Below are 25072 nucleotides of genomic sequence, written 5' to 3'. Positions count from 1 at the left end.
GTCCACCCAACAAAAATCAATCAATTCAAACTATTGTTCAACAATATGTCGTAAGAAGAGGATAGAGTTAACAAACGTCAAACAGATAACTCCCGAAGCACGTCTCACTTGTTGCAGGAGGACGACGCCATTAGAGTAGAGCAAACGGCAGCAGGAGCGTGCAGCGATGAAGATTCTTATTACCGGAGGAACCGGCTTTATCGGCCGCAAGCTGGTTGCCCATCTCAAGGTCAATCACGAGGTCGTGGTATTGAGCAGGCAGGGGAGCCGCGCTTACTCCCTGCTGGGTCACGATATCAAGGTATTGGATAACCTCGACCGGCTCGATGACCTCAATGACGTGGACGCGGTGCTCAATCTGGCCGGTGAACCCATTGCCGCCGGACGCTGGAGCGAGTCGCGCAAACAGCTGCTCTGCGATAGCCGCTGGCTACTGACCGAGCAACTGGTAGATCTCATCAAGCTATCCAGCACGCTGCCCAAGGTGCTGATCAACGCCTCCGCCATCGGCTGGTATGGCAGACAGGGCACCGAAACCCTCGATGAGCAGTGCCGCTCTCCCAACGACGAGTTTACCCACCAGCTCTGCCAGCAGTGGGAAACCTTGGCGCAGGAGGCCCAGAGCCGCCAAACCCGGGTCTGTATCGTGCGGATCGGGCTGGTGCTTGGCATGGATGGCGGCGCCCTGCCCAAAATGCTCCCCCCTTACCGACTCGGACTCGGCGGCCCCATGGGATCGGGCAGCCAGATGATGAGCTGGATCCATGTGCAGGACCTGGTGCGCGCCATGCTGTTCTTGCTGGATCACGAAGAGTGCAGCGGCATCTTCAACGGCACTGCCCCTCATCCGGTCAGCAACCGGGAGTTCAGCCAGACCCTTGCCACCACGCTGCACCGTCCGCACCTCTTCTTCGTGCCGGCGCCGCTGTTGCAACTGGTGATGGGGGAGGCGGCAGATCTGCTGCTGACCGGACAAAAGGTGATACCAGCACGGCTGCAACAGGCCGGTTTTCACTTCAGCTATCCCGAGCTGCCGAGCGCCCTCGCCAATCTGCTGCGCGAGCCCCGCTAACTCACACCCGCTCGCTGCGTCCGCTCATCAGCACCTCACATAACAAGCTGCCCGGCCAATGGCCGGGCAGCTTGTTTATTGTGGCTGCGCTATTGCACCTTGTGTGCATCGGCTCGCGCTGGCGGGATTACAACAACCCCTGGCCCAGACCCCGCAGCCGATCGCTCAGGGTGCCAGCCAGCAGCTGGCGCTGCATCCCCTGCCCCGCCAGCGTCACCAGCAGCGCCCCCAGCGTTGGCAGGCCGAGCCAGATGGCCCAGTGGAACTGCCACTGCCCCTCGAACCACCACCACTGCAGGCCAAAGGAGCAGAGCTCCACCACCATGGCGGCACAGAGCCCCGCCAGCGCACCACTGGCCACCAGCTCCCAGCGCAGCATCTTTTTCAGCAGGTCGCTGCTGGCCCCCAGGGTGCGCATCAACAGCAGCTCGCGCCGACGCTGAGCCATGCTGGCCTGGGTCTGGGTCAGCAGCACCAGCAGCGCGGCCACTGTCACCAGCCCCAGCATCAGCGCCAGCGCCCTACTCACTTGCTCCGAGACCTGAGTGAGCCGCGCAATCAGGTCATCCACATCGATAAGACTCACCGTGGGGTGACGGCGGATCAACTCCACCTCGGCAGAGCGCCCCGCCTCGGGCAGCCGGTAGCTGCCAAGCCAAGTGCTTGAGAAAGGGGCCAGCAGATCACCGGAGAAGATCATGTAGAAGTTGGGGCGCATGTTGTCCCACTTTATGCTGCGCAAACTGGTGACCTTGGCGCCGAAGCTGCGCCCCTCGATGGTAAAAGCGAGCATGTCCCCCAGCTTGATATCGAGTCGCTTGGCCAACTCGCTATCCACCGACACCTCGCCGGGCCCGGCAAGCCATTTCCCGGCCACCAGTTTGTTGTCGATTGGCAGGGTTGCCGTGGTAGTGAAGTTGAGCTCCCGATCGACCCCCTCGCGGCCACTGCTGGCCCCCTCGCCCACCGCCTCACCGGCGATATGGGTCAGCCTGCCGCGCACCATGGGGTAGAAGTCGGAGGTGTTGGCCCCGGCCGCCGCCAGTTCGCTCAGGATCCCCTCCCGCTCGTTCTCCGCCACATTGACCAGAAAACGGTTGGGCGCATCAACCGGGAGACGGGCTGAAAACTCATCCAGCAGATCGACCCGGGCCGCCCAGAGCAAGCCAAACAGCATCAGCGCCAGCGCAAAGCCCGCCAGCTGAAACAGGCCGCTGCTGCGCTCGCGCGACAGGTGGGCGAGCGCCAACCGCAAGGCATGAGGCCCGCTCACTTTTACTCCCAGCCGCAACATCAGCGCCGCCAGCAGGGCCAGCAGCCCCATCAGCAAGCCCATGCCACCCACCAGACCCAGCGCCAGCCGCACATCGGCGGTAAAGCCCCAGACCAGCGCAAACAGCCCGAACAGGCCGACCGGCAGGGCCAGCCAGGGGGGAATACCCGCCTCCAGCTCCCGGCGCAATACCCGCAGCGGCGGCACCTTCAGCAGACGCAAGAAGGGCACAAAAGCGAGCAACATGGTGATAAAGAGCGCTACCGCCACCCCCAGCGCAAAGGGGCGCCAGGAGGGGGGTGGCAGATCCGGCGGCAGCAGGTCCCCCAACAGTTGCAAGGTGATCCACTGCATGACGGTGCCCGCTACCAGACCCAGCAGCGCACCGATCAGCGTCAGCGACAGCAGCAGGGTTCCCATCAGTTGCCAGAGCGAGCGACGGGATGCCCCCAGCGTCTTGAGCAGCGCCACCATATTGGTCTGGCGCTCGGCAAAGTGGCGCACCGCAATCCCCATCGCCAACGCCCCCAGCAACACCCCGCTTAGCGAGGCGAGCCGGAAGAAACGCTCGGCATTGGCCAACGAGCGGCCCACTTGGGATTCGCTGTCATCCGGTTTGATCCACTTCTGTCCGGCCTGCAATTGCGGCAGCAGCCATTGCTCGTAACGGGCCAGCGACTCTCGCGGCCCCTTGAACAGATAGCGCCACTGCTGGCGGCTGCCGGGGAGCAGGGCGCCGGTCGCCTCGATATCGGCACTGTGGATCAGCGCACGCGGCGCCAGCAGGAAGGGGCTGAAGCCCTGATCCGGCTCCTCGCCAAGCAGGCCTGCCACCTTGAGCACCGTATTGCCCACCTCCAGCTCATCCCCCGTTTTAGCCTTGAGCAGCTGCATCACCCGGGCGGAGAGCCAGATCTCGCCGGGAGCCGGGGCGCGGGCAGGTTCCAGAGTGAGCTTGCCGTAGAAAGGGAAACCGTCGGGCACAGCCCGAATGGAGGCAAGCTGCAGCGCGTCGCCGTGAAACAGCATGCTGTTGAAGCTGACGGTGGTCTGCACCGCCAAGCCATCCTGTTTCGCTCGGGCCAGCCAGCCATCCGGCAGCGCAGCGGCAGTGCGCAACACCCGATCCGCTCCGATAAAGTCGCGGCCCGACGCCTTGAGTCCGGCATCGAGCCGATCCGCCACCAATGCCACACTCAAGACACACGCCACGCTAAGCGCTAGCGCCAGCACAAACCAGCGCAGCTCGCCGCTGAAACCTTCCCGGCGCAGCAGTCGCCATCCCAATCGCCACTGCATCATCCCTTGCATCTCCCGCCTGACCCGCAGCTCACCCCGTTACACCACATCATGGGCCACCTCGCGATCCAGCCGACCCGCCGTCATGACCACTTGCCGCTGGCAGCGTTCGGCCAGCTGATGGTCATGGGTTACCACCACCAGGGTGGTGCCGTGCTTGCGATTGAGTTCAAACAGCAGCTCGATCACCTTCTCGCCGGTCTTGCTGTCGAGGTTGCCGGTCGGCTCGTCTGCCAGCAGCAGGCTGGGACGGGTCATAAAGGCGCGAGCAATGGCCACCCGCTGCTGCTCACCGCCGGAAAGCCGTGGTGGCAGATGGTGCAACCGCTCGCCAAGCCCGACCGCCGCCAGCAGTTCACGGGCTCTTGGCTCGCAATCCCGCTCGCCGCGCAACTCGGCGGGCAGCATCACATTCTCCAGCGCCGTCATGGTCGGGAGCAGCAGGAACGACTGGAACACAAAGCCGATCTGCTCGGCGCGCAATCGGGCCCGCCCCTCTTCATCCAGCTCGCCAAGGGATTTGCCGAGGATTTCTATATCCCCCTGACTCGGCAGATCGAGTCCTGCCAGCAATCCCAGCAGGGTGGACTTGCCGGAGCCTGAGGCGCCGACCAGGGCCACCGTCTCGCCGCTATTGACTTGCAGATCGATCCCTTCAAGGATGGTGAGGCTTTCCTGGCCGAGGCGAACCGATTTGCCGAGGCCCTTGACGACAATAATGGGGGTTGAACTCATGCTCTGTATCCTTTGTTCCAATCCCTTGATGACAATCCATAGCGGGAGTTGAATTGATGGTGCGTATTCTGTTTGCCTTTTTGGTTGGCCTCGGCAGCCTGCTCTCGTCGGCTCAGGCCCAGACCCTACTGGTGCTGGGTGACAGTCTGAGCGCCGGCTATCAAATGCAGGCTGAGCAGAGCTGGCCTGCCCTGCTCAACCAGAAATGGCAGGAGGAGGGGGGCAAACACACCCTGCTCAATGCCAGCATCAGCGGTGAAACGACACAAGGGGCGCTGGCCCGTCTGCCTGCGCTGCTGAAGGAGCACAAGCCAGACTGGCTTCTGATCGAACTGGGGGGCAACGATGGCCTGCGTGGCTTCGCGCCGACCATTACCCGCCAGAATCTGGCCAGCATGATCGCGCTCGCCAAGGAGCAGCAGACCCGTGTGGTGTTGACCCAAATCCAGCTGCCCCGCAACTACGGTGCCCGCTATCTGCGCCAGTTCGAACAGATCTTTCCCGAGTTGGCCCAGGCTAACGATCTGCCCCTGCTGCCCTTCTTCATGGATGATATTGCGCTGCGCCCTGAACTTATGATGAACGATGGTATTCATCCCACCCCTGCGGCCCAGCCCAAGATCCGCGACAAGGTAGCCGGTTTTATTGAGCCCCTTATGGAGCCATAAGAAACATCTCCCCCTGTTTAACTCAGCAGCAGGCTGTTCATCAGGGCCCGCAGTTTGAGTGGTTTGACCGGTTTGCTGATGTAGCCATACCCCCGCTCGCGGATCTGCGCCTGCAACTCGCTCTTGCGATCAGCGCTGATGATGATGCCTCCCAGCTCGTCGCCACACACCCGCTGCAGGGCAGCGAGCGCCTCCAACCCGGTCTTGCCGTCGTCGAGGTGGTAGTCAGAGAGCACCAGCCGCGGCACAAACCCTTCTGTCACCAGCGCCTCGGCTTCGGCCAGATCGACGGCGCAGCGCACCTCGCAGCCCCAACGGCAAAGCAGGGTGCTCATGGCGGTCAGAATGTCCCGCTCGTTGTCGATGCAGAGCACGGCCACCCCCTCCAGCTGGCTGTCGCGCGCCACCGGCGCCGCCAGCTGATGGGCCGTGACCGGCCGGGTCGCCAGATTGAGGGTCACCGCAAAGACCGATCCCTTGCCCGGCCAGCTCTGCAATGTGAGCTGATGACCGAGCACCTGCGAGATGCCACGGGCGATGGCGAGCCCCAGACCCAGCCCCTGCTCCTTGGCGGTGCGGGAGTGATCGAGGCGGGAGAACTCGTCAAAAATAGCCTCCTGCTTGTCCTGCGGGATGCCGGGGCCGTTGTCCCATACCTCGATGCGGATCTTCTCCCCCATCCGGCGACAACCGAGCAGCACCCGGCCACCCGGGTTGTAGCGAAACGCATTGGTGAGGAAGTTCTGCAGCACCCGACGCAGCAGCCGCACATCGCTGTGTACCGCATGCTTGCTCTCCACCACCGAGAAGTGGATCCCCCCCGCCTGCGCCAGCACGCCAAACTCCGCCTTGAGGTTGTCGAGCAGATCGCGCAGGGCAAAGTCGAGCTTCTTGGCCTTGAACTTGCCCGCTTCGAGCCGCGAGATATCGAGCAGATCGGTGATGAGATCCTCGGTCGCCCCCAGCGCATCGTCGATATGGCGGGCGATGCGGGCCTGCTCGCCAGCATCTGGCAACATCTCCAGCAGGGAGGAGGTAAACAGCTTGGCAGCATTGAGGGGCTGGGTCAGATCGTGGCTGACCGCCGCCAGAAAACGGCTCTTGGATTGATTGGCCCGCTCCACCTGCTGGTTCACCAGCAGCAGCTGGCGGTTGAGTTCGGAGAGCTCACGGGTGCGCTCGGCCACCCGTGCCTCCAGATGTTCGTTCGCTTCGCGCAGCACCCGCTCCGCATCGCGAAACGGGGTGATGTCGGTAAAGGTCATGACGAAACCACCGGCGGGCATGGGGTTGCCCTGCATCTCGATCACCCGCCCGTCCGGGCGCTCCCGCGCCGAGATATGGGCGCTGCCGCGTTTCATAAAGGCGACGCGCCGCGCCACGTGATCCTCGATATCACCGGGGCCGCAAAGCCCCTGCTGGGCGTTGTAGCGGATGATCTCTTCAATGGGGCGCCCAGCCTGAATAAGCCCCGGCGGATAGTGGAACAGCTCGATGTAGCGGCGGTTCCAGGCCACCAGCCGAAGCTCCCTATCCACCACCGAGATCCCCTGCCCGATATGCTCGATCGCCCCCTGCAACAAGCCTCGGTTGAAGCGAAACACGTCGGAGGCCTCATCGACTATGGTGGCGATCTCCTCGAGCTGCATGTTGCGCCCCTGCAGGGCAGAGGCAAGCACCAGCCGTGCCGACGAGGTGCCAAACACCCCCGCCAGCAGCCGTTCGGTGTGGGCAATCAGCTCGGCCGAGGCCTGCATCTGGGGCGCCAGGGTGCCGCCCCGCTCACCGGCGAAGCGACCAAAGGCGCGCTTGACCCGGCTTGAGCCGACAAAACGAGCCGCCAGCATCTCCAGCTCCTTGACCGAGACCCGCGCCTGATAGAGGGCGGCGGTATCGCGGCTCGGCTTGCCGACAAAGTTGGCCGCCTGCAGCCGCTCGCTCACCGCAGGGCGCGACAGAAGCGAGCCTGCCACATAGCCGAGCAGGTTGAAGAGCAGGCTCAGGAAGATGCACCAGGCCCCGAGACTCAGCTCGCGAAACGCGGGCCAGTCCGGCGGCGCCAACAGTTCAGCCAGCGGTGAACCGGCCAGCAGCCCGCTCTCCACCAGCAGGGTCACGAACCAGAGGCTCACCCCGAGGCTCAACCCAAGATAGACCCCCTTGCGATTGCCGTGACGCCAGTAGAGGCCGAGCAGCAGGGCCGGCGCAAACTGGGCCACCGCGCCAAAGGAGAGGTAACCGATGCGCGACAAGCTGGTGAGATCGCCGAGCCAGAGGTAAAGCCCCCAGGCCGCCAGCAAGATCAGCAGGATGGCGCCACGGCGCACCTGCAACAGCAGCCGCACCAGCCGCTCGTCACGCCCCTGCCGCCAGAAGCGGCGCAGCAGCACCGGCAGCACCAGATCATTGCTCACCATGATCGCCAGTGCGATGGTGCAGACGATCACCATGCCGGTGGCCGCCGAGGTGCCGCCGAGAAACGCCAGCATCGCCATGCCATCGAAACCGAGGGCCATCGGCAGGCTGATCACATAGGTGTCGGAGGCCATGTCAGCCCCCACCCACTGTTTGCCCGCCAGTGCCAGCGGCCAGATAAAGAGCCCCATCACGAACAGGTAGAGCGGGAAGATCCAGCGCGCCCAGTGCAGATCCTGCCCCTGATTGTTCTCCACCACAGTCACATGAAACTGGCGCGGCAGGCAGATAACGGCGCACATCGCCAGCACCGTATAGATGGCAAGCTCCAGCAGGTTGCTGGGGCTCACCGCCACCACCTGCGCAAAAAAGTCGCGGGTCACCTGTTCGTGAGCCTCGCCCGGTTTGCTCAGGATCAGCCAGAGGGCAAAGCCCCCCACCGCGATAAAGGCCAGCAACTTGACCACCGACTCGAAAGCAATGGCCACCACCATCCCCCTGTGGTGCTCGGTGGCATCGAGATGGCGGGTGCCAAACAGGATGCTGAACAGCGCCAGCAGCAGAGTGACCCCGAGCGCCAGCTCGCTGGTATTGCTGGTCGGGCTGATGCCGCCGCTGTTGACCATCAGCAGATCCAGCCCGGTGACGATGGCTTTGAGCTGCAACACCAGATAAGGGAGGATCCCCATGATGGCGATGAGGGCGATCACCATGGCGAGCCGCTGGGATTTGCCGTAACGGGCGGCGATAAAGTCGGCGATGGAGGTGATGTGCTCGCGCTTGGCCACCAGAATAAGGCGGGCCAGCAGCCGCCAGCCAAAAAGGAAGACCAGCATGGGGCCAAGGTAGATGGGCACCGGCGACCAGGGCGATTCACTCGCCTGCCCCACGGTGCCGAAGAAGGTCCAGGAGGTGCAATAGACTGCCAGCGACAGGCTGTAGAGCAGCGGTTGCCCCTTGAGACGGTGCCGTTTGTGCTTGTCTGCCACGAAGGCGATCAGAAACAGCAGCCCCAGATAGGTGAGCGACAATCCGATCAGCAGCCATCCCTGGTGCATCGATAACTCCTTGTCCATGTTGAGTTTTTGTATACAACCTCGCCAGTCTAGAGAGGCTGCTGCCAAAAGTCATCCCCTTCGGACAGATTGAAATTATCGTTTTTCAATAAGTTTAGCCTTGACTCTATATCGCAAAACGATAAACACTAGCGTCTGTTTATTGATAAACAATAATTTCATGCGCGCACGCTCCATCTTTTTTCTCTTTCAAGCAAGAGGTGAAACGATGAAACACCATACGCTCGGACACATCAGCGACCTTATCGAATGGTGCCTGCTGCTGACCCTGCTGGCAGCACCGTTCATGGCCCTAATCTTTCTGTCACATTCCATCTGGAGATAAACGATGAAACACAACAAGCTCGAACGAATGAGCGGCCTAATCGAGTGGGTTCTGCTATTTGCACTGGTGGCCACCCCACTTATGACCGTCATGGGAGCCTGGTCACACCTGTTGGGTGGCAACGACTATCTGCATCAGGAGCTGGTCGATGCCCTGGCAGTGAATGACGGTTCCACACTCAGTAATGTCCCACTGAACATGCCCTCACCAGTAGTGACCACTACGGCCCCCTCGATTGCCGACTACCCCCTCAATATGGGTACCCGCCTGCTGGCGACCTTGGTCATGCTGCTGCCTGATGTAGTTTTCATGCTCATCCTGTGGCAACTGCTCCAGCTGTTTCGTGGCTATCGATGCGCCATGCTGTTCACCTTCGACCAGATCCGTCGTTACAAAATGATCGGACTGCTGCTGTGTGCCAGTTTCATCGCCGAGATCATCACCACGCCACTGCTGGATATAGCGCTCACTCTGCAAGGCCCTGAACTGCACGGCACCATCAATATCAGCTCCTCAAACTTTCAGTTGCTGCTGGCCGGATTGATCGTCTCGGCGCTGGCACTGGTCATGCGCGAGGCCAAACTGCTGGCCGATGAACAGCAACTGACGGTGTGAGGATCCTATGCCCATTATCATCCGCCTCGATGCCCTGCTGGCCGAGCGCAAAATGACCGCCCGCGAGCTGGCCCAGCGCATCGACATCACCGAGGCCAATCTCTCGATCCTCAAGAATGGCCACGCCAAGGCGGTGCGCTTCTCCACTCTGGAGGCCATCTGCCGTGAACTCAATTGCCAGCCCGGCGATCTGCTGGGCTACGAGCAGGAGCACTAACCCCTTATGAGTCGTCATATCACCCTGTTTGCCCTGTGGCTGCTGCCGCTGTGGGCCTGCGCTGGCAATGACGCGAGCGGCCCCCGCTATCTTATCGAGCGGGGCGCCAGCGCCAATGTGCTGCAAGTGCGCCTCACCATGCAGGGCAAGCCCCCTTTTACCCTGCTCCCCGCTCGTCAGTTGCCGGGCAGTGCCACGCCGGTTTCCCCCGCGCTGGTCTGCCTTGCAGACAACCAGCCGGTTGCCCTCAACCAGCCCTTCTCCTGCAAAGAGGTTGGCTGGCAGATCACGCTCACACCGGCTCCGACAGTGGGTGCGGATGCCTCGGCCCAACAGTCGCTGCTGTTCGCTCCCAACCAGTGGCTATTGACCGAATGGGGTAACTTTGTGCGGCAGATGGGGAACCACCGAGGGGAGGTCTGTCTGCCGGATGGCAGCTGCCAACCGCTGCCGGATGTCAACCAGCCACCGCTGATCCTGCCGTTTGGTCTGAACACTGTGCCCGTCACCAAGCCAGATCCGCGGCTGGTGCTGAGCCATGACGAGACCGCCAACCAGCTCGATCTGCCTCCCTTGCAGCAGCAACTGAATGAGATCATCGACTATCTGGCCTTCCAGCTTGATGTGGATCCGCCCACTCAGCCATGGCAACTGGTGTGGCTGGGTCGGGATGTGGCGACCCGCTCCCTTGGCGGCGCCGCCGGAGATCAAGTGTTTGTCGCCAACTACCCCACCGAGGCTGGCAAGCCGACGCCACAGGCCCCCTTGCGCCTGCTGCGCACCTCGGCCCATGAGGCGGTGCATATCCTCAGCGCTCGCCACTCTGCTCCACAACCCACCTGGGTCAACGAGAGCCTCGCAGAGTACCTCGCCATCAAGGCGTTGCGCCGCTTTCGGCTGCATCAGGTCACGGCAGTCAACGAGCTGGCCGAGCGGGGCAAACAGCTGCCCCATCGCGAGAGTGGCCTCTATCGGGCGGCTCGCGAGGTGCTGGCGGGCGATCGCTCCTACTACCCGCTCTTTTACGTCAAGGGGAGCGCCTTCTGGGAAGCGCTGGAGCGGGAGCTGCAGCACAATGACGTGACGATGGCGCAACTGCTGCCCCAACTGGGCTGGCTGCCGGATGGCCGCTTTGATGCTGCATCCAATGAGCTGCTTGCCGGCACCATCGGCTCGGATACCTGGCGCCGCCTCAGCCGCCTCTATCTGGGCGAGCAGCAGTAACAGCGCAACCGCGACAACGAAAAAGGGAGAGCCGTGGCTCTCCCTTTTGTTAGGTGATGATTCAAATAGACAAATATCAGGCTGGAGCACTCTCCTGCGCAGAGGGCGCAAAGGGGCGCAGCCGCAGGAAGAACACCGGCAACACCACCAGCACCATCAGGAAGAAGATGCCGCCGCCGAGAGGCTCGAACAGCACGCCGCAAAGTGCCATCAGGGCCGCCACCGTCATGCCGAGGCCAAGGGCCGCATAGAGCGCCTGGGTCGGGATCAACTGCTCGGCGGGCAGCTGGCGAGTCATGAAGCGCACCGCCCCCAGATGGCTCATGCCAAACGTCACCGAGTGGAGCAATTGCCCCAGCACCAGTACCCACAACTCGGTCGAGGCACCCAGCAATACCCAGCGCACCACACAACCGATGGCACCGGCAATAAAGAGACTCTGGGCGCCAAAGCGTTGCAAGAAGCGCTTGTCGGCGGCAAACATGCAGATCTCGGCCACCACCCCGAGCGCCCAGAGATAGCCGATGATGGTGCCGCTATATCCTTGCGCCTTCCAGTAGATGGCGCTGAAACCGTAATAAGCGGCGTGGCTCCCCTGCAGCAAAGCGGTCAGCAGCAAGAAGCGACGTACCGGTGCACTGCGCAGAGTCGCCAGCAAAGAGGCCTTGGCCCGCTCCCCCTGACTATCCTGTGGCGCCGGATAGAGCGGCAGCCAGCTGAGCAGCAGCATCAGCACCAGCCCCGCCACCATGGTGTGCAAAATCCAGTCACTACCGAAGTTGCCCACCAGCGCCCCCACCAGGGTAGAGGCGACAATAAAGGCAAACGAACCGCACAGCCGCACCTTGCCGTAATCGAGATGGGCCTGCACCACCATGCGGGTCGCCAGCGCCTCCCCCACCGGCATCAGGGTCGGATAGATAAAGTTCGCCAGCAAGGTCAAGCCCACCAGCCACCAGAGGTTATGACTGAGGTAGAAGCCGAGAAACGCCAGCAGACTGAGCAGGGAGAGCAACCGGGTAACTGGCAGCAGATGCCCTGCCCCCTTGATCTGCCCCATTACCATCAGGTTGCCGGCAAAGCGGATCGCCATCCCCGCCCCCAGCAGGAGACCAATCATCTCGGCGCTGACGCCCACCCCCTCCAGCCAGAGCGACCAGAACGGCAAGTAAGCACCGTAGACAAAATAGAAGGCGCCGAAAAAGAGCGCTAACCAGGAAAACGCGGGCATAGATCCTCTGCAACCGGATGACGGGAGCAGAATGATAACCCATCCTCCCCCGCAGATCCCGATGGAAACCCTGCGCAGAAAACGAAAAAAATTCAATAAAATTGAACTATTACCGAAGAGGTGGGGTCTACCTGGTAACACCTCCTCCTGGTTAGTGTTGCAATCCTTCCACCCGCCCATGGCGGGTTTCTTTTTTAGTCAAACATCTGCTCTGCGCCATCGTCACAACATGGCGGCGACAAAAAAGGGGCCGAAGCCCCTTTGATCATCTGCGTCTGTTGTTTGCTCTTTAGAATACGTATTTGACCCGTGCACTCAGGTTGCGGCCCGGCTCGGTCATCAGGCTGTTGTCGGAACCTGCATCACGACCGGCGATGCGCTCGTAGCTGGTGTACTCCTTGTCAAACAGGTTGAAGACCCCGACGTTGAGCTGCAGGTCGGTCATCGGGTTGAACTGGGCGTACATATCAACCACACCCCAACCGGCGCTCTTCACGTAATCGTTGCCTTTGCTGTCTTTACGGACTTTGTCCATGTCGTCAGCAAAGCGCAGCGCTGTGTTGAAGTTCCATTGGGACTGTTCCAGACGCACACCGATCGAGCCGTTGAGCGGGCTCAGGCTGTTGATGTAGTTGCCATCCCCATCCTTGCCTTCGATGTAGGCGAGGTTGCCCCAGACATTGACGATGTCGTTGAGCCAGTAATCCGCCTTGGCTTCGACCCCTTTGGTGGTCGCCTTGCTCAGGTTCTGGTACTGATAGACGGCGGTGCGCCCCTCTTTGCCCACTTCCACCATCTCGATGAAGTCTTCAAACTTGTTGTAGAAGCTGGCTACTTCATAGCTGAAGCCGTTGCTGCTGCCACGCACACCAAGATCGATGCCGTCGCTGCTCTCCGGATTGAGGTTCGGGTTGGGCTCGATGCGATAGCCGTAAGCCTGATGGTTCAGGGTGGAGAAGGCGCTGTCATACATGGGGGCCTTGAAACCGTGGCTGTACTGGGCGAACAGGTTGGCCGCCTCGTGGGCCTTGAACACCAGACCCAGCTTGGGTGACAACTCCCCTTCGGAGAACTTGTGCAGCTTGTCGCCTGTGTAGGCAGGATCGTTGTCCGGGGTCATCCGGTAGTAGTCATAACGGGCACCCGGGGTCAGTACCCAGCGCTCGCCAAACTTGATCTCGTCAAAGGCCCACAGGGCGCTGCGCTCGCTGGTGGTAGCCGGGAAACTCAGCTCGTTGTAGCCGACAAAATCACCGGGAGTCGTCGGCCCCTTGTAACGGGTACGTTCGTTGTCGGTGTGCTCGTATTCAGCCCCCCAGGCCAGGCGGTGGTTGGCGACCGCCTTGTGGAACTGCAGCTGGGCGCCGATGTTCTTCTGATCGAACACGTTGTGATCCAGCGAGTTTTTGGTCACATAGGGGTTGCGCGGGTTAACCGGATACTTGGATGAGGCGTACTGATCCAGCGTCTGCTTGGTGCGGGCGAAATAGACCTTGCTATCCATCCGATCGGCCCAGCCTTGATTCAGCGCGATGCCGTGATCCAGCACCACTGAGATGTTGTCGGTCTGCTTGTCGGTGATGGGCTGATCAAAGACACGGGCAGTACCGGTACCGACCTTGTTGAGCTTAACCGCATCCGGCTCCTCGCCATCGGTCAGGTAGTCAACGGTCAGCTTGAGGAACTGCTCATCGGAGAGGTTCCACTTGCTCTTGAGCAGCAGGGCGTGGGTACCGATATCGAAGTCGTTCTTGGTGGAGTCGAAATTCTGGGTCACACCGCCATCGCGCCAGGTGTAGCGCAGCAGGTTCTCCACTTCACCAGTGCGCAAGGCGCCGGTAAAGCCCGCCATCTTCTGGTGGCTGCTGGAGGCGTAACCGCTGGTCACATCCAGATAGCTGTCCTTGCCCTTGAGGAAATCGCTGGCATCCTTGGTGGTGATGGCAATCACGCCACCCAGCGCATCGGAGCCGTAGGCGGCAGAAGCGGGCCCCTTGGCCACTTCCACCTGCTTGATCATGTCGGTATCAAAGTAGCTCTGACCAACCCCGCCCTTGCTGTAGGCATCGTTCTGGCGCACACCGTCGCGCACCACCTTGACCCGGTTTTCACCCATGCCGCGGATGATAAAGGTCTGCGCATCCCCCTGACCGCCGAGCACGGTCACACCGGGTTCGTAGCGGAACAGGTCGGCGATGTTGGTGACGACCTGCTCTTCAATCTGCTTGGCGGTGATCACCGAGATGGGGCCGGAGACATCTTCCAGTTTTTGCTCCATCCGTGAGCCGCTGACGACCACGACTTCATCCGCCTTCTGGGTGGCAGCAAAGACCTGGGAGGAGAGACCGGCCGCCACGGCGAGGGCAACCAGAGAGAGTGCGTTATGATGGGTCACAGCGAATCCTTATTGAGAACTGTTATCAAACAGGCCGCATATTACCCGGCTCTCGACAAAGATCAACAAGAAACGAAATCATTCTCATTTGTTTTGAGCCAAATTGGTTTTACACTGTCGCCCTGTGTTGCCCTTATTCTCTATTAGCCCCCCGAGATGCACCGGCATCCGGGCATATCAGCCGTGAGATCCCATGATTAGACGACTTCCCCTGCTCGCCCTGCCGCTGCTGCTGGCAGCCTGTGCCACCCCCACCCAACCGACCCAGTCATCACAGTTGCAGACGCTCTATGACTACCGGCTAAGCAGCGAAGGAGACGCAGACCTGACGCTGGAGCAGGCGATCGCGCGCATTGCCGACGCCGACATCATTCTGGTGGGCGAGCTGCACAGCCATCCCGCCGTGCATCTGTTGCAAGCGCGCCTGCTGAGCGGGCTCTACACCGCAGGTCAGCAGCACGGGCGGCCATTGGCCCTCTCCATGGAGCAGTTCAGCCGCGCCGATCAGAAGACGCTGGATGCCTATCTGGCGAACCAGATTGGTGAAGCGGCCTTGATCCGCGAAGGCAACGCCTGGCCCAACTATCCGAGCGACTACCGCCCGCTGGTGGAGTTTGCCAAAGCTCACCAGATGCCGGTGATCGCCGCCAACGCCCCCAAACCGCTGGTGAGCTGTGTCGGTCAGGAGGGGGCTGAGTGGCTCGACAAACTGCCCGCGTCGCGCCGCAGCCAGCTGGCCCGCCAGCTGACACTGGGGGATGATCCCTATCGCCTGAAATTTATGGCCTCCATGCACCACGGCGATGCCGACAGCAACGCCCGCCGCTTCGCCGCCCAGACCAGCTGGGATGACACCATGGCCGAGAGCATGGTGGATTATCTCGCCAAGCACCCGGGCCAGCAGATCATGCATATCGCCGGCAATTTCCACGTCGAGGGGGGGCTTGGGCTCGCCAGTCGCATCGCCAGCCGCAATCCTGCCCTCAAGGTGGCGCTGGTCGTGCCCCGTACAGATGAGACCTCTGTTGCAGATCCCGCAGCCGATGTGCAGGTAACCATCATGCCGCTGCCTAAGCGCTGGCAAAACAGTGACGAGATGAAGCAAGATATGGGCGCGCTGCATCAATCCCGCAGTCGTGACTGCAGCCAGTGGCTGCAACCCTAATCTTCAAGGAAACGGCGGGTAAAATATGGATGTGTTACTGATCATCGATGTGCAGCAAGGCTTGTTCAACGAGCCCCGTTACCGCCAGGAGCAGGTGCTGGCCAATATCAACCGGGCTGCGGCCCATGTCAGGCAGCAACAGGGACGGGTCATCTATATCCAGCATGACTCGCCCCCCGGTACCGAACTGGAACCGGGCACCCCGGGTTGGCAGTTGCACAGTGCGCTGCAACCGGCCAAGGGGGAGAGCCGGGTGCGCAAGACAGCCTGTGACAGCTTTCTCGATACCGAGCTTGCCTTCCTGCTGGCCGAGCAGCCGGTCGATCGACTCATTCTCTGTGGCTGCGCCACCGATTTTTGCGTCGATACCACGGTGCGCAGTGCGGCCTCCCATGGGTACGAGGTGCTGGTGTTGAGCGATGGTCACACCACCGCCGATCGCCCCCACCTGAGCGCGGCCCAGATCACCGAGCACCATCACTGGATGTGGCGCCACCTCAGCCTGCCGGAGGGACGCAGTGTGACCCTGCTCACCACCGACGAGCTGCTGGCAGTAACACCCGCCCTCCAGCCATGCTAATCTGCGAGCCTCGCCTCGTTTCTCACTGGAGTCTGTCGTGCGCCTGTTGTCTGCCACCCTGCTGTTGATTGTTCCCCTGCTGTCGGCCTGCTCCAGCTTGCCCGGCCAGAAGTATGACGGGCCGGAACCCCTGTTTCTGACCCACATCAACGAGGAGGGGAGCAAGCGGTTCACCTTTGAAGCCGCGCCCAACGAAACCTTGCCGCGCGGCCTCTCAGCGGCCCAGAGTCAACGGTTGCTGGAGCAGCGGGAGGCGTTGCAGGAGAACCTGCTGACCGAGACCCTGGCGGCCAAGCAGTATTGCCGCCAGGGCTACATAGTGCTGAGCCAGACCTCCTGGAAGGTGCGGGGAGAATGCAACGAAACGGCCACCGACGCCGATCGTCGCGCCTTTCCCAACAAGGCCAACTGGCAGGATTGAAAAGGCCGGATGAGATAACGCAATAAAAACGGGCAGCCCAGTGGCTGCCCGTTTTGTTATGACGGCTGTCGTGGTCGACAGGGATCGTCAGACCGGCGCATCGGCCGGGCTGGTGAGCTCGGCACCGTTGTCGATGCGCTTGTGCCCTTCCACCAGATGGACGAAATCCACCAGCTCGTCACCGGAGACCGCGAACGCCTGGCCGAAGCCCTTGACGAACAGCCCCTGCTCCGGCTTGAGGCGGAACAGTTTGAAATCCTTGAGGTTGGAGAGACCCTTGATGATCTCGCCAAAACGTCCCTCCAGCGCAGCGACCGCCTTGCTCCAGCGGGCGTCGTCACGGGCTACCACTTCAGCCACCGCATCGAAGGTCAAGCGCTTGCGGGCAAACAGCTCGCGGGCACCGCTCTCATCCTCGATCAGCATCAGGGATACCCGGGGCACCTGTTGCAGGTTACGGGCGTGGCGGGCGATCTCGGAGATCAGCACATAGTAGCCATCTTCCTGCAGCACAAACGGGGCATAGCTGGCGTTGGGATTGCCTTCGCCATCGACGGTGGCGAGCTGCAGGGTGCGGCAGCTGTCACGAAACTCGCGGATCTCCGGTTGCAGGCGGTTCTGCAGACGCTCCTGACGTTCACTCATGCTTTGACTTCCTCTTGAGAGTTGTGGCGCAGCGCCATGAAACGGGTGACCTGATCGGCCAGCAGCTGGCGTTTCTCGTCGCGACCCAGATAGACCTTGAAAATGCAGCGGCCGGAGTGACCGAAGAACTGGAAGGAGTGCCCCTCCTTGCCCATGAACAGCTTGCTGACCAGCGCAATCCCCGCCACGTTGTCGAGCTTGAGGTGACCATGCAGCTCACCGTCGCGGCCCATCAGGTTGTAGTAACCGCGTGCGTCCTTGCCTTTCGGGAAGGGGGCTTTTACCTCGAAGATGGAACCTTCTGATTCGACGATGGTGGTCACCGGGCCCCAGTCGGCCAGATCTTCCAGCAGACCTTGTGCGCGATCGGCGGGCAGCAGGGTCACCAGCTCGGCGGGCAGATGGCGAACCACCTCCCATTCGCTGATGGCAAGCTGGGCCGCCAGGGTGGACGGATGAGCGCCGGGATCCTGCTCCAGCAGCGCGTGAATGCGTTGTGCAATGCTCATGTTTTCTCCCTCTGCGGGACCAGATCGTCCCGCTGTTTATCATGGCGGCTACTCTAATAAAGCACTGGAATCAATGCAATTGATAATTGCTATCATTATCAGTGCATTTTTTCCAAAGCCTTGATATTCTCGGCGGCACACCCGTTTCATTCACCCCTTCGGAGGTTAGCATGGGCCGTCGTCTTGCCCTCGCCATCACCCTGCTCTGCAGTTCACTCTCTTCCTTCTCTGCCGTTGCCGCCGACGGCCAGAAAGAGCGTATCGTCAGTATCGGCCCGGCCACCACAGAACTCATTCTGGCCCTTGGCGGTGAATCGAGCCTGATCGCCACCGATGTCAGCAGCCCCTTGCCAAAAGGGTTGCCCAAGGTGGGCTATCACCGGGCGCTGGCCGCCGAAGGGATCCTGAGCCTCTCCCCCACCCGACTGGTGGGCAGCGACGAGATGGGCCCGGCCCCGACCCTGGATCAGCTGCGCCGTGCCGGGGTCAAGGTGGAGGTGCTGGATACCGCGCCGACTCTCGCCAACCTCAACCAGCGTATCGACACCCTCGCCAGCCTGCTGGGCGACAAAGCCGCAGGCGATCGCCTGAAGGCAGAGATCCAGGCCCAGACCGCTCAGCTGGCGGCGCAAGCCAAACAGAACAAACCGCTCAAGGTCGCCTTCCTGCTGCTGCACAAGGGGCAACCCACCAGCATCGCCGGAGGTGACACCACCGCCAGCGCGCTGATCTCGCTGGCAGGCGGCATCAATCCGGTCGCCGAGTTGCGCAACTACAAGCCGGTATCCGCCGAATCCCTCATCGAGATGCAGCCCGATCTGGTGCTGGTCAGCGGTCGTGACTGGCAGCAGTATGCCGATCCGGCCAAGGTGCTGGCAGAAGTGCCCGCCCTGGCGGCTACCCCGGCAGGCAAGCGCAACGCCATTCACGCCATCGACGGTCACGCCCTGCAAGGGGGCCTGAGCCTCAACTCCCTGCAACAGGCGAACCAGATCGCCCAGTGGATCAAGCAGGGGTCATGATGCGGTTACCCCTCTCCTGGCTGCTGGCCTTTACCACGGCCGCACTGGCGCTGTTGCTGCTCGGTTCGCTGGCAACCGGCCCCATGACCCTCACCCTGGGCGAGAGTCTGCGGGCGCTGTTTGCCGGGCAGGAGAGCGGGATAGAGTCACACAAGCTGCTGATCGTGCAGGAAATTCGCCTGCCGCGAACCCTGCTTTGCATTGCAGTGGGGGGGATTCTCGGGCTCTGTGGCGCCGTGATGCAGGGGCTGTTTCGCAATCCCCTGGCTGACCCCGGCATCATAGGTGTCTCCGGCGGTGCGGCGCTCGGCGCGGCGCTCGCCATCGTGCTGCTGGCCCCCCTCGGCCAGCAGCTGCAAGCCACCATCGGGGTTGGCCTGCTACCGCTGCTCGCCTTTCTCGGCGGCGCGCTCACCACCACCTTGGTCTATCTGCTCGGCACCCGTGAGGGGGGCACCTCGGTCACCGTCATGCTACTGGCCGGGGTCGCCATCACGGCGCTCTCCGGTGCAGTGATCGGCCTGCTCACCTATCTGGCGGACGATCAGATGCTGCGCAACCTGAGCCTGTGGCAGATGGGAACGCTGGCTGCAGGCAAACCGGCAGATGTGGCGCTGGCCCTGCTCACCCTGGCGGCCCTGCTGTGGCTCTTTATGCGCGATGCCAATCCCCTCAACGCCCTGCTGCTGGGTGAAGGAGAGGCCCGTCATCTGGGGGTCAATGTGCAATCCCTCAAACGTCGCCTTATTCTGCTCACCGCAGCAGGCGTCGGGGTGGCGGTGGTGGTATCGGGGATGATCGGCTTCGTCGGGCTGGTAGTGCCCCATCTGGTGCGCCTGCTGGCAGGCCCCAACCATGTCAGGTTGCTGCCGCTCTCGGCCCTGCTTGGCTCCGCCCTGCTGCTGGCGGCCGACATGCTGGCTCGCACCCTGCTGGCCCCGGCCGAGCTGCCGGTGGGCATCATCACCGCCCTGCTCGGCGCCCCCTTCTTCATCTGGCTGCTGGTAAAAGGCCGCCGCGCCCTGTGATACGGACTGTTATGCAACCACTCTCATCCTCACTCTCCTCTCCCCTGTTAAGCTGCAGCCGACTCAGCCTGCGCCGTGGCCAGCGCCAGATCCTGGATGGGCTCGATCTTAGTCTCGAGAGCGGCACCCTCACCGCGCTGCTAGGCCCCAACGGGGCGGGCAAGAGCTCGCTGCTCAAGTGTCTGACCGGCGAGCTGGAATATGAGGGTTCCATCACCCTGTTTGGCGCAGATCGCCAGCAGTGGGACAGCAGCCAGCTGGCCCACCGACTCGGGGTATTGCCGCAAAGCTCCTCACTCAACTTCCCCTTTCTCTGCGAGGAAGTGGTCGCCATGGGGCGCTTGCCCCACAGTGAACCGGCGGCGCGGCGTGACGAAATTGTGGCGGCGGCCATGACCCATGCCGGGGTCGAGCATCTGGCCAAGCGGCTCTATCCCGGGCTCTCTGGCGGCGAGCGGCAGCGGGTGCAGTTTGCCCGGGTGCTGGCGCAGATCTGGCAAGCCCCCTCCCCGACCGAGCAGGCCGAGCAACCCCGCCTGCTGCTGCTCGACGAGCCCACCTCGGCGCTGGATCTGAAATACCAGCATCAGCTGCTCACCATGGCACGCGCCCTCGCCAGCCGCAATACTGCGGTGCTGGTGGTGCTGCACGACCTCAATCTGGCGGCGCGCTATGCCGACCGGCTGGTGATGCTGGAGCGGGGCAAGCTGATGGCCGATGGCACACCTGCCGAAGTGCTGACCCCTGAGCTGATCGCCCGTCTCTATGACTATCCGGCACAGGTGATCCACCACCCCGAGAGCGGCCTGCCGATGGTGGTGTGACAAATTCAGAGTGCGGTAACGGCAGGAAATACGCCATTCATCCCGAAAACTGCAGCGTATAAACCGGTTTTTCACACCCCATATCGCCCTGCTAACATTCATCATCGCCAGATATGTGGTGTGAATATCCTCACACTTTGCTCAGGCAAAATCCCCGCAGCATCTCCGTCTACTTATAATGGCGCCGCCTCACAGAAGGCATAACTCATTGATGCTACGGAATAATTACAATGAAGAATATCAACAAGACCCTACTGGCTGCCGCCATCTCCCTCGGGATGCTGGCTGGCTGCAACAGCGACAACGACTCAAAGGCAGCTGATCCCATGGTTCGTTTTGCCACCTTCAACCTCTCTTTTGACCGCACTGCCGCCGGTATGCTGACCGGTGAGCTGGCGCTGACCCGCACCGAGCAGGATGGCCTGCTGGCCCGCCTCGCCGAAGGGAGCCTGAGCGGCGCCACTGAAACCAAAGCCAAGAACGTGCAGCAGATCCGCAACGTGGCGGAGATCATCCAGCGCACCCGCCCGGATGTGTTCCTGCTCAACGAGTTCGACAACGACGGCAAAGGCGAGAGCACCGCCGACCTGAAAGCCTTCAACGACAACTATCTGGCTCACGCCCAGCACGCAGAGGTGACGGCCATCAGCTATCCGGTGATGCAGAACTTCGCCACCAACACCGGCCTGATGAGCGGTTATGACCTCAATCTGGATGGCAAGGTGAACAGCGGCCCCGACGATGCCTGGGGCTTTGGCAACTATCACGGCCAGTATGCCTTTGCGGTGATGTCCAAATACCCCATCGACACCAAGCAGATCCGTACCTTCCAGAACTTCAAGTGGAAGGATATGCCGGGCGAGCAGAACCCCATCATCGATGACTGCAACAATCCCAAGGTCAAGATCCCGGCCGGCCGCCAGTGTGGTGATGCCTGGTATTCAGACGCAGCCTGGCAGCAGTACCCGCTCTCCTCCAAGAACCATGCCGATGTGCCGGTACGGATCAAGACCGAGAAGGGGGAAGAGGTGATCCACTTCCTGATCTCCCACCCGACCCCGCCAATCTTTGCCAATGCGGCGCGCCACACCGTCAAACACAACCGCGCCGAGATCGCCTTCTGGAATGACTACGTCAAGGGTCTCAACTACATGACCGATGACAAGGGCACCAAGGGTGGGCTGGCCAAAAACGCCAAGTTTGTTATCGCGGGTGATCTCAACGCCGATCCGCTCACCGGTGACGGCGACCTGACCGCCATTCAGGATCTCCTTAACAACCCGCTGATGAATCAGGCCATCACCAATGGCACCCTGATCCCGGTCAGCGAAGGGGGCCCGGAGTGTGTCAGCAAGGGGACCGACTGCAAACGCAACCTCACTCGCCCCAACCCGGAACGCATCACCAACTCCAGCGTGCTGCAGCTGGATCACGTTATCCCCTCCGCCAACCTCAACGCGGTCAAGAGCGGCGTCTTCTGGCCTGCCAGCTTCGAGGCCGGTTATCACCTGGTCTATGATGCGAAACTCGGCATCGCCAAAGGGGTCAGCTCGGATCACCGCATGGTATGGGTCGATCTCAAACTCGATTGAGCCACCCACTGACAGCCAGTTCGGGGGCCTTCTGGCCCCCTTTTTGTAACCGCAATATCGCCACGTCTGCTACTGCTTCAAGCTCCATGCTGAGTAACCTGACAGTTACCGCCCGCCACTACGGCAGACGATTCGGCAAATCGTGCGCTACGCCACCATTCCGATACCCCTGCCTTGCAAGGGGGTATGGGGTTTGCTAATACTCCGCGTCCATTAAATGACCAACCATTACCGGGGCAACGAGCCGTGGCGTTTGAACAATTCACTCTTGTGATCTCGCTGTTCCAGCAGCTCTGCGTCTATCTGGTGATCGCCTGGCTGCTCTCCAAGACGCCGCTGTTCATGCCGCTCACTCAGGTGACCCTGAGCTGGCCCCACAAGATCCTCTGCTACCTCATCTTCTCCGGCTTCTGCGTCATGGGCACCTACTTTGGCTTGCGGATCGAAGACTCCATCGCCAATACCCGCGCCATTGGCGCCGTGCTGGGGGGCATCGTCGGCGGCCCGGCCGTGGGACTGCTGGTGGGGCTCACCGGCGGCATCCATCGCTACTCGCTGGGAGGCTTTACCGCGCTGGCCTGCACCTTCTCCACCATCGCCGAGGGACTGCTCGGCGGTCTGGTGCACCGCCACTTCGTCGCCCGCCACCGGCTCGATCTGCTGTTCAGCCCCTGGGTGGTGGGCTCGGTGGCGCTGGTCGCCGAGCTGATGCAGATGGGGATCATCCTGCTGGTGGCCCGCCCCCTCGATGATGCCATCCACCTTATCGAGAACATCATCGCCCCCATGCTGGTGGCCAATACCCTGGGGGCCGCCATGTTCATGCGGATGATCCTCGATCACCGCGCCATGCTGGAGAAGTATTCGGTCGCCTTCTCCGCCCGCGCCCTCAAGATCGCCGAACGGGCGATGCGGGTGCTGGACAAGGGCTTCACTCAGGAGGCGTGCCAGCAGATGGCGCGCATTCTCTACGAGGAGACCGGGGTGGGCGCGGTGGCCATCACCGATCGGGAGAAGCTGCTCGCCTTTATCGGCATCGGCGAGGATCACCACCTGCCGGGCACCGCCATCAACTCCCGGCACACCTTCAAGGCGATCCAGCACAACGAGGTGGTCTATGCCGATGGCAACCTCATCCCCTACAGCTGCACTATCCATCCCTGCTGCAAACTCGGCTCCTCGCTGGTCATTCCGCTGCGGGGGGAAGAGGGCTCAGTGGTGGGCACCATCAAGCTCTACGAGCCCAAGCGCAAGTTCTTCTCCTCCATCAACCGCACCCTGGGAGAGGGGATTGCCCGGCTGCTCTCCGGCCAGATCCTGGCGGGCAAATACAACGAGCAGAAGCGACTGCTGGCCCAGTCGGAGATCAAGCTGTTGCAGGCGCAGATCAACCCGCACTTCCTGTTCAACGCCCTCAACACCCTGTCGGCGGTGATCCGGCGCGATCCCGAAAGCGCCCGCACCCTGGTGCACAACCTCTCCACCTTCTTTCGCAAGAACCTCAAGCGGCAGGGGGACGAGGTGACCCTAGCCGATGAGCTGGAGCATGTGAACGCCTACCTGCACATCGAACAGGCCCGTTTCGCCGAGCACCTGAGCGTGCAGAGCCATATTCCCGAGCCGCTGTTGGAGTACCGGCTGCCCACCTTCTCCCTGCAACCCATCGTCGAGAACGCGGTCAAGCACGGCATCTCCCAGATGCTCGAACCCGGCCTGCTGACCCTGACTGCCCGGGTCGAAGCACAGCGGGTGGTGCTGGAGGTGTGCGACAACGCCGGGCTCTATCAGACGAAACAGGAAGGAAGCGGCCTTGGCATGAACATAGTGGATCGGCGCATCAAGGCCCGTTACGGCGCCGAGTACGGGGTCGCCATCGACTGTGTCCCCCATCAATCAACCCGGGTGAGGATCACCCTTCCCCTGCAGGAGAGCCCATGCTGACCGCCCTGATCGTTGACGATGAACCCCTCGCCCGCGAGGAGCTGCGCCTGCTGCTGGAGCAGGCGGGCAATATCCGCCTGCTGGGAGAGTGTGCCCACGCCATGGAGGCGCTGCCCGCCATCCATCGCTTGAAACCCGATCTGCTGTTTCTCGACATCCAGATGCCGCGCATCAACGGGTTGGAGCTGGTGAGCATGCTGGACCCGGACTTGCGCCCCCACATCGTCTTCATCACTGCCTACGACGAGTTTGCCCTGCGCGCGTTCGAGGAGAACGCCCTCGACTACCTGCTCAAACCGGTCACGGCAGAGCGGATGAACAAGGCGCTGGAGCGCATCCAGCGGTTGCTTTCGCCCAAAGGTGAATTAGCTGGCCAACCGCTGCCGGATCCAACCCGCATCGCCCAGCCCCTGCGCAGCATCCCCTGTAGCGGCCACAACCGGATTCTGCTGCTACCTCTTGGCGAGGTGGAGTTCATCCACAGCGATCTCACCGGTAACCGGGTGATCAGCGGCCAGCAGCAGGGCACCACCGAGCTGACCCTGCGCACCCTGGAAGAGAAGACCGGCTTCGTGCGCTGTCACCGCCAGTACCTGCTCAATCCGGGCCAGATCCGCGAAATCCTGCTGCTGGACGGCGGGCTGGCGGAAGTGGTGACTCAGGGCGGCCACAAGGTGCCGGTGAGTCGCCGCTACCTCAAGCCCCTCAAGGAGCTACTGGAGATCCCCTGATGGCGCGGGCTACTCACCCCGCTCCCCTGCCCGTTATCACTCACCCGCTTGCCACGCCCGCCGGCTCCC

21 protein-coding genes are annotated in these 25072 nt (G+C 61.9%); 14 read left to right on the top strand and 7 right to left on the bottom strand.

Annotation, left to right across the window (positions count from 1 at the left end; all coding sequences use genetic code 11):
* Window positions 1-166: 166 nt before the first annotated feature.
* On the top strand, window positions 167-1072 hold the full coding sequence (locus ACTG2G_RS16340) for a TIGR01777 family oxidoreductase (RefSeq protein WP_439985634.1): 906 nt from the start codon (window positions 167-169) through the stop codon (window positions 1070-1072).
* Window positions 1073-1199: 127 nt separating this feature from the next.
* On the opposite strand, the gene ACTG2G_RS16335 is transcribed toward ACTG2G_RS16340, so the two are convergent.
* Window positions 1200-3647, bottom strand: coding sequence for an ABC transporter permease (locus tag ACTG2G_RS16335; RefSeq protein WP_257687051.1), 2448 nt, complete (start codon window positions 3645-3647; stop codon window positions 1200-1202).
* A gap of 36 nt (window positions 3648-3683) precedes the next feature.
* On the bottom strand, window positions 3684-4379 hold the full coding sequence (locus tag ACTG2G_RS16330; RefSeq protein WP_064340783.1) for an ABC transporter ATP-binding protein: 696 nt from the start codon (window positions 4377-4379) through the stop codon (window positions 3684-3686).
* A gap of 56 nt (window positions 4380-4435) precedes the next feature.
* Between ACTG2G_RS16330 and ACTG2G_RS16325 the strand changes: the two genes are divergently transcribed.
* On the top strand, window positions 4436-5047 hold the full coding sequence (locus tag ACTG2G_RS16325; protein ID WP_216952997.1) for an arylesterase: 612 nt from the start codon (window positions 4436-4438) through the stop codon (window positions 5045-5047).
* 17 nt (window positions 5048-5064) lie between these two features.
* Here ACTG2G_RS16325 and ACTG2G_RS16320 read toward each other — a convergent pair whose 3' ends face one another.
* A complete protein-coding gene (locus ACTG2G_RS16320; RefSeq protein WP_429112138.1) occupies window positions 5065-8520 on the bottom strand; it encodes a hybrid sensor histidine kinase/response regulator in 3456 nt (1151 codons plus the stop codon).
* 346 nt (window positions 8521-8866) lie between these two features.
* Here ACTG2G_RS16320 and ACTG2G_RS16315 point away from each other — a divergent pair, with 346 nt between their 5' ends.
* Genes ACTG2G_RS16315 through ACTG2G_RS16305 form a run of 3 tightly spaced genes read left to right on the top strand, consistent with a single transcriptional unit; the run spans window position 8867 to window position 10919 of the window.
* Window positions 8867-9478, top strand: coding sequence for a DUF2975 domain-containing protein (locus ACTG2G_RS16315; RefSeq protein WP_421205065.1), 612 nt, complete (start codon window positions 8867-8869; stop codon window positions 9476-9478).
* A 7-nt stretch (window positions 9479-9485) separates the two neighbouring features.
* Complete coding sequence (locus ACTG2G_RS16310) at window positions 9486-9695, top strand: helix-turn-helix domain-containing protein (RefSeq protein ID WP_201949611.1); 210 nt, start codon at window positions 9486-9488, stop codon at window positions 9693-9695.
* A 6-nt stretch (window positions 9696-9701) separates the two neighbouring features.
* Window positions 9702-10919, top strand: coding sequence for a hypothetical protein (locus ACTG2G_RS16305; protein WP_439985633.1), 1218 nt, complete (start codon window positions 9702-9704; stop codon window positions 10917-10919).
* Window positions 10920-10995: 76 nt separating this feature from the next.
* Here the strand turns inward: ACTG2G_RS16305 and ACTG2G_RS16300 are convergent, their stop codons facing one another.
* Entirely contained in the window at window positions 10996-12150 is a 1155-nt protein-coding gene (locus tag ACTG2G_RS16300) for a 3-phenylpropionate MFS transporter (RefSeq protein ID WP_005362507.1), read from the bottom strand.
* 289 nt (window positions 12151-12439) lie between these two features.
* Window positions 12440-14545 (bottom strand): TonB-dependent hemoglobin/transferrin/lactoferrin family receptor, encoded by a 2106-nt coding sequence (locus tag ACTG2G_RS16295; RefSeq protein WP_429204423.1) that lies wholly within the window; start codon window positions 14543-14545, stop codon window positions 12440-12442.
* Between the two features lie 193 nt (window positions 14546-14738).
* Between ACTG2G_RS16295 and ACTG2G_RS16290 the strand changes: the two genes are divergently transcribed.
* From ACTG2G_RS16290 to ACTG2G_RS16280, 3 genes are read left to right on the top strand one after another with little or no spacing between them, the layout of a single operon-like run.
* Entirely contained in the window at window positions 14739-15710 is a 972-nt protein-coding gene (locus ACTG2G_RS16290) for a ChaN family lipoprotein (protein ID WP_429204425.1), read from the top strand.
* A gap of 25 nt (window positions 15711-15735) precedes the next feature.
* On the top strand, window positions 15736-16290 hold the full coding sequence (locus ACTG2G_RS16285; RefSeq protein ID WP_005348211.1) for a cysteine hydrolase family protein: 555 nt from the start codon (window positions 15736-15738) through the stop codon (window positions 16288-16290).
* Between the two features lie 37 nt (window positions 16291-16327).
* Window positions 16328-16711, top strand: coding sequence for a hypothetical protein (locus tag ACTG2G_RS16280; RefSeq protein ID WP_429204427.1), 384 nt, complete (start codon window positions 16328-16330; stop codon window positions 16709-16711).
* Window positions 16712-16798: 87 nt separating this feature from the next.
* Here the strand turns inward: ACTG2G_RS16280 and hutZ are convergent, their stop codons facing one another.
* Window positions 16799-17356, bottom strand: a complete 558-nt coding sequence (hutZ, locus tag ACTG2G_RS16275; protein ID WP_005335257.1) for a heme utilization protein HutZ — start codon at window positions 17354-17356, stop codon at window positions 16799-16801.
* Window positions 17353-17865, bottom strand: a complete 513-nt coding sequence (gene hutX / locus ACTG2G_RS16270) for a heme utilization cystosolic carrier protein HutX (protein WP_005362516.1) — start codon at window positions 17863-17865, stop codon at window positions 17353-17355. The genes hutZ and hutX overlap by 4 nt, the downstream gene beginning before the upstream one ends.
* Before the next feature lie 170 nt (window positions 17866-18035).
* Between hutX and ACTG2G_RS16265 the strand changes: the two genes are divergently transcribed.
* From ACTG2G_RS16265 to btsR, 6 genes are all read left to right on the top strand, one after another.
* Window positions 18036-18887 carry a heme/hemin ABC transporter substrate-binding protein gene (locus ACTG2G_RS16265; RefSeq protein ID WP_429204429.1) on the top strand — a complete coding sequence of 284 codons (852 nt, stop codon included), beginning with the start codon at window positions 18036-18038 and terminating at the stop codon, window positions 18885-18887.
* Window positions 18884-19915, top strand: coding sequence for a FecCD family ABC transporter permease (locus tag ACTG2G_RS16260; protein WP_429204431.1), 1032 nt, complete (start codon window positions 18884-18886; stop codon window positions 19913-19915). Before ACTG2G_RS16265 ends, ACTG2G_RS16260 begins: the two co-directional genes overlap by 4 nt.
* A gap of 11 nt (window positions 19916-19926) precedes the next feature.
* Window positions 19927-20739 (top strand): heme ABC transporter ATP-binding protein, encoded by an 813-nt coding sequence (locus ACTG2G_RS16255; protein ID WP_236320799.1) that lies wholly within the window; start codon window positions 19927-19929, stop codon window positions 20737-20739.
* 230 nt (window positions 20740-20969) lie between these two features.
* On the top strand, window positions 20970-22331 hold the full coding sequence (locus ACTG2G_RS16250; protein ID WP_439985632.1) for an endonuclease/exonuclease/phosphatase family protein: 1362 nt from the start codon (window positions 20970-20972) through the stop codon (window positions 22329-22331).
* Between the two features lie 246 nt (window positions 22332-22577).
* On the top strand, window positions 22578-24272 hold the full coding sequence (locus ACTG2G_RS16245; RefSeq protein WP_421386150.1) for a LytS/YhcK type 5TM receptor domain-containing protein: 1695 nt from the start codon (window positions 22578-22580) through the stop codon (window positions 24270-24272).
* The gene (btsR, locus tag ACTG2G_RS16240; protein ID WP_043850340.1) at window positions 24266-25003 is read left to right on the top strand and encodes a two-component system response regulator BtsR; all 738 of its coding nucleotides are present in this window, start codon (window positions 24266-24268) and stop codon (window positions 25001-25003) included. The genes ACTG2G_RS16245 and btsR overlap by 7 nt, the downstream gene beginning before the upstream one ends.
* Window positions 25004-25072 lie beyond the last annotated feature (69 nt).

Source organism: Aeromonas sp. 55A (assembly GCF_051919665.1).
Taxonomy (GTDB): Bacteria; Pseudomonadota; Gammaproteobacteria; order Enterobacterales; family Aeromonadaceae; genus Aeromonas; species Aeromonas veronii.
Note: the sequence above shows the minus strand (reverse complement) of the source record. Positions and strands in the feature narration are given on the sequence as shown.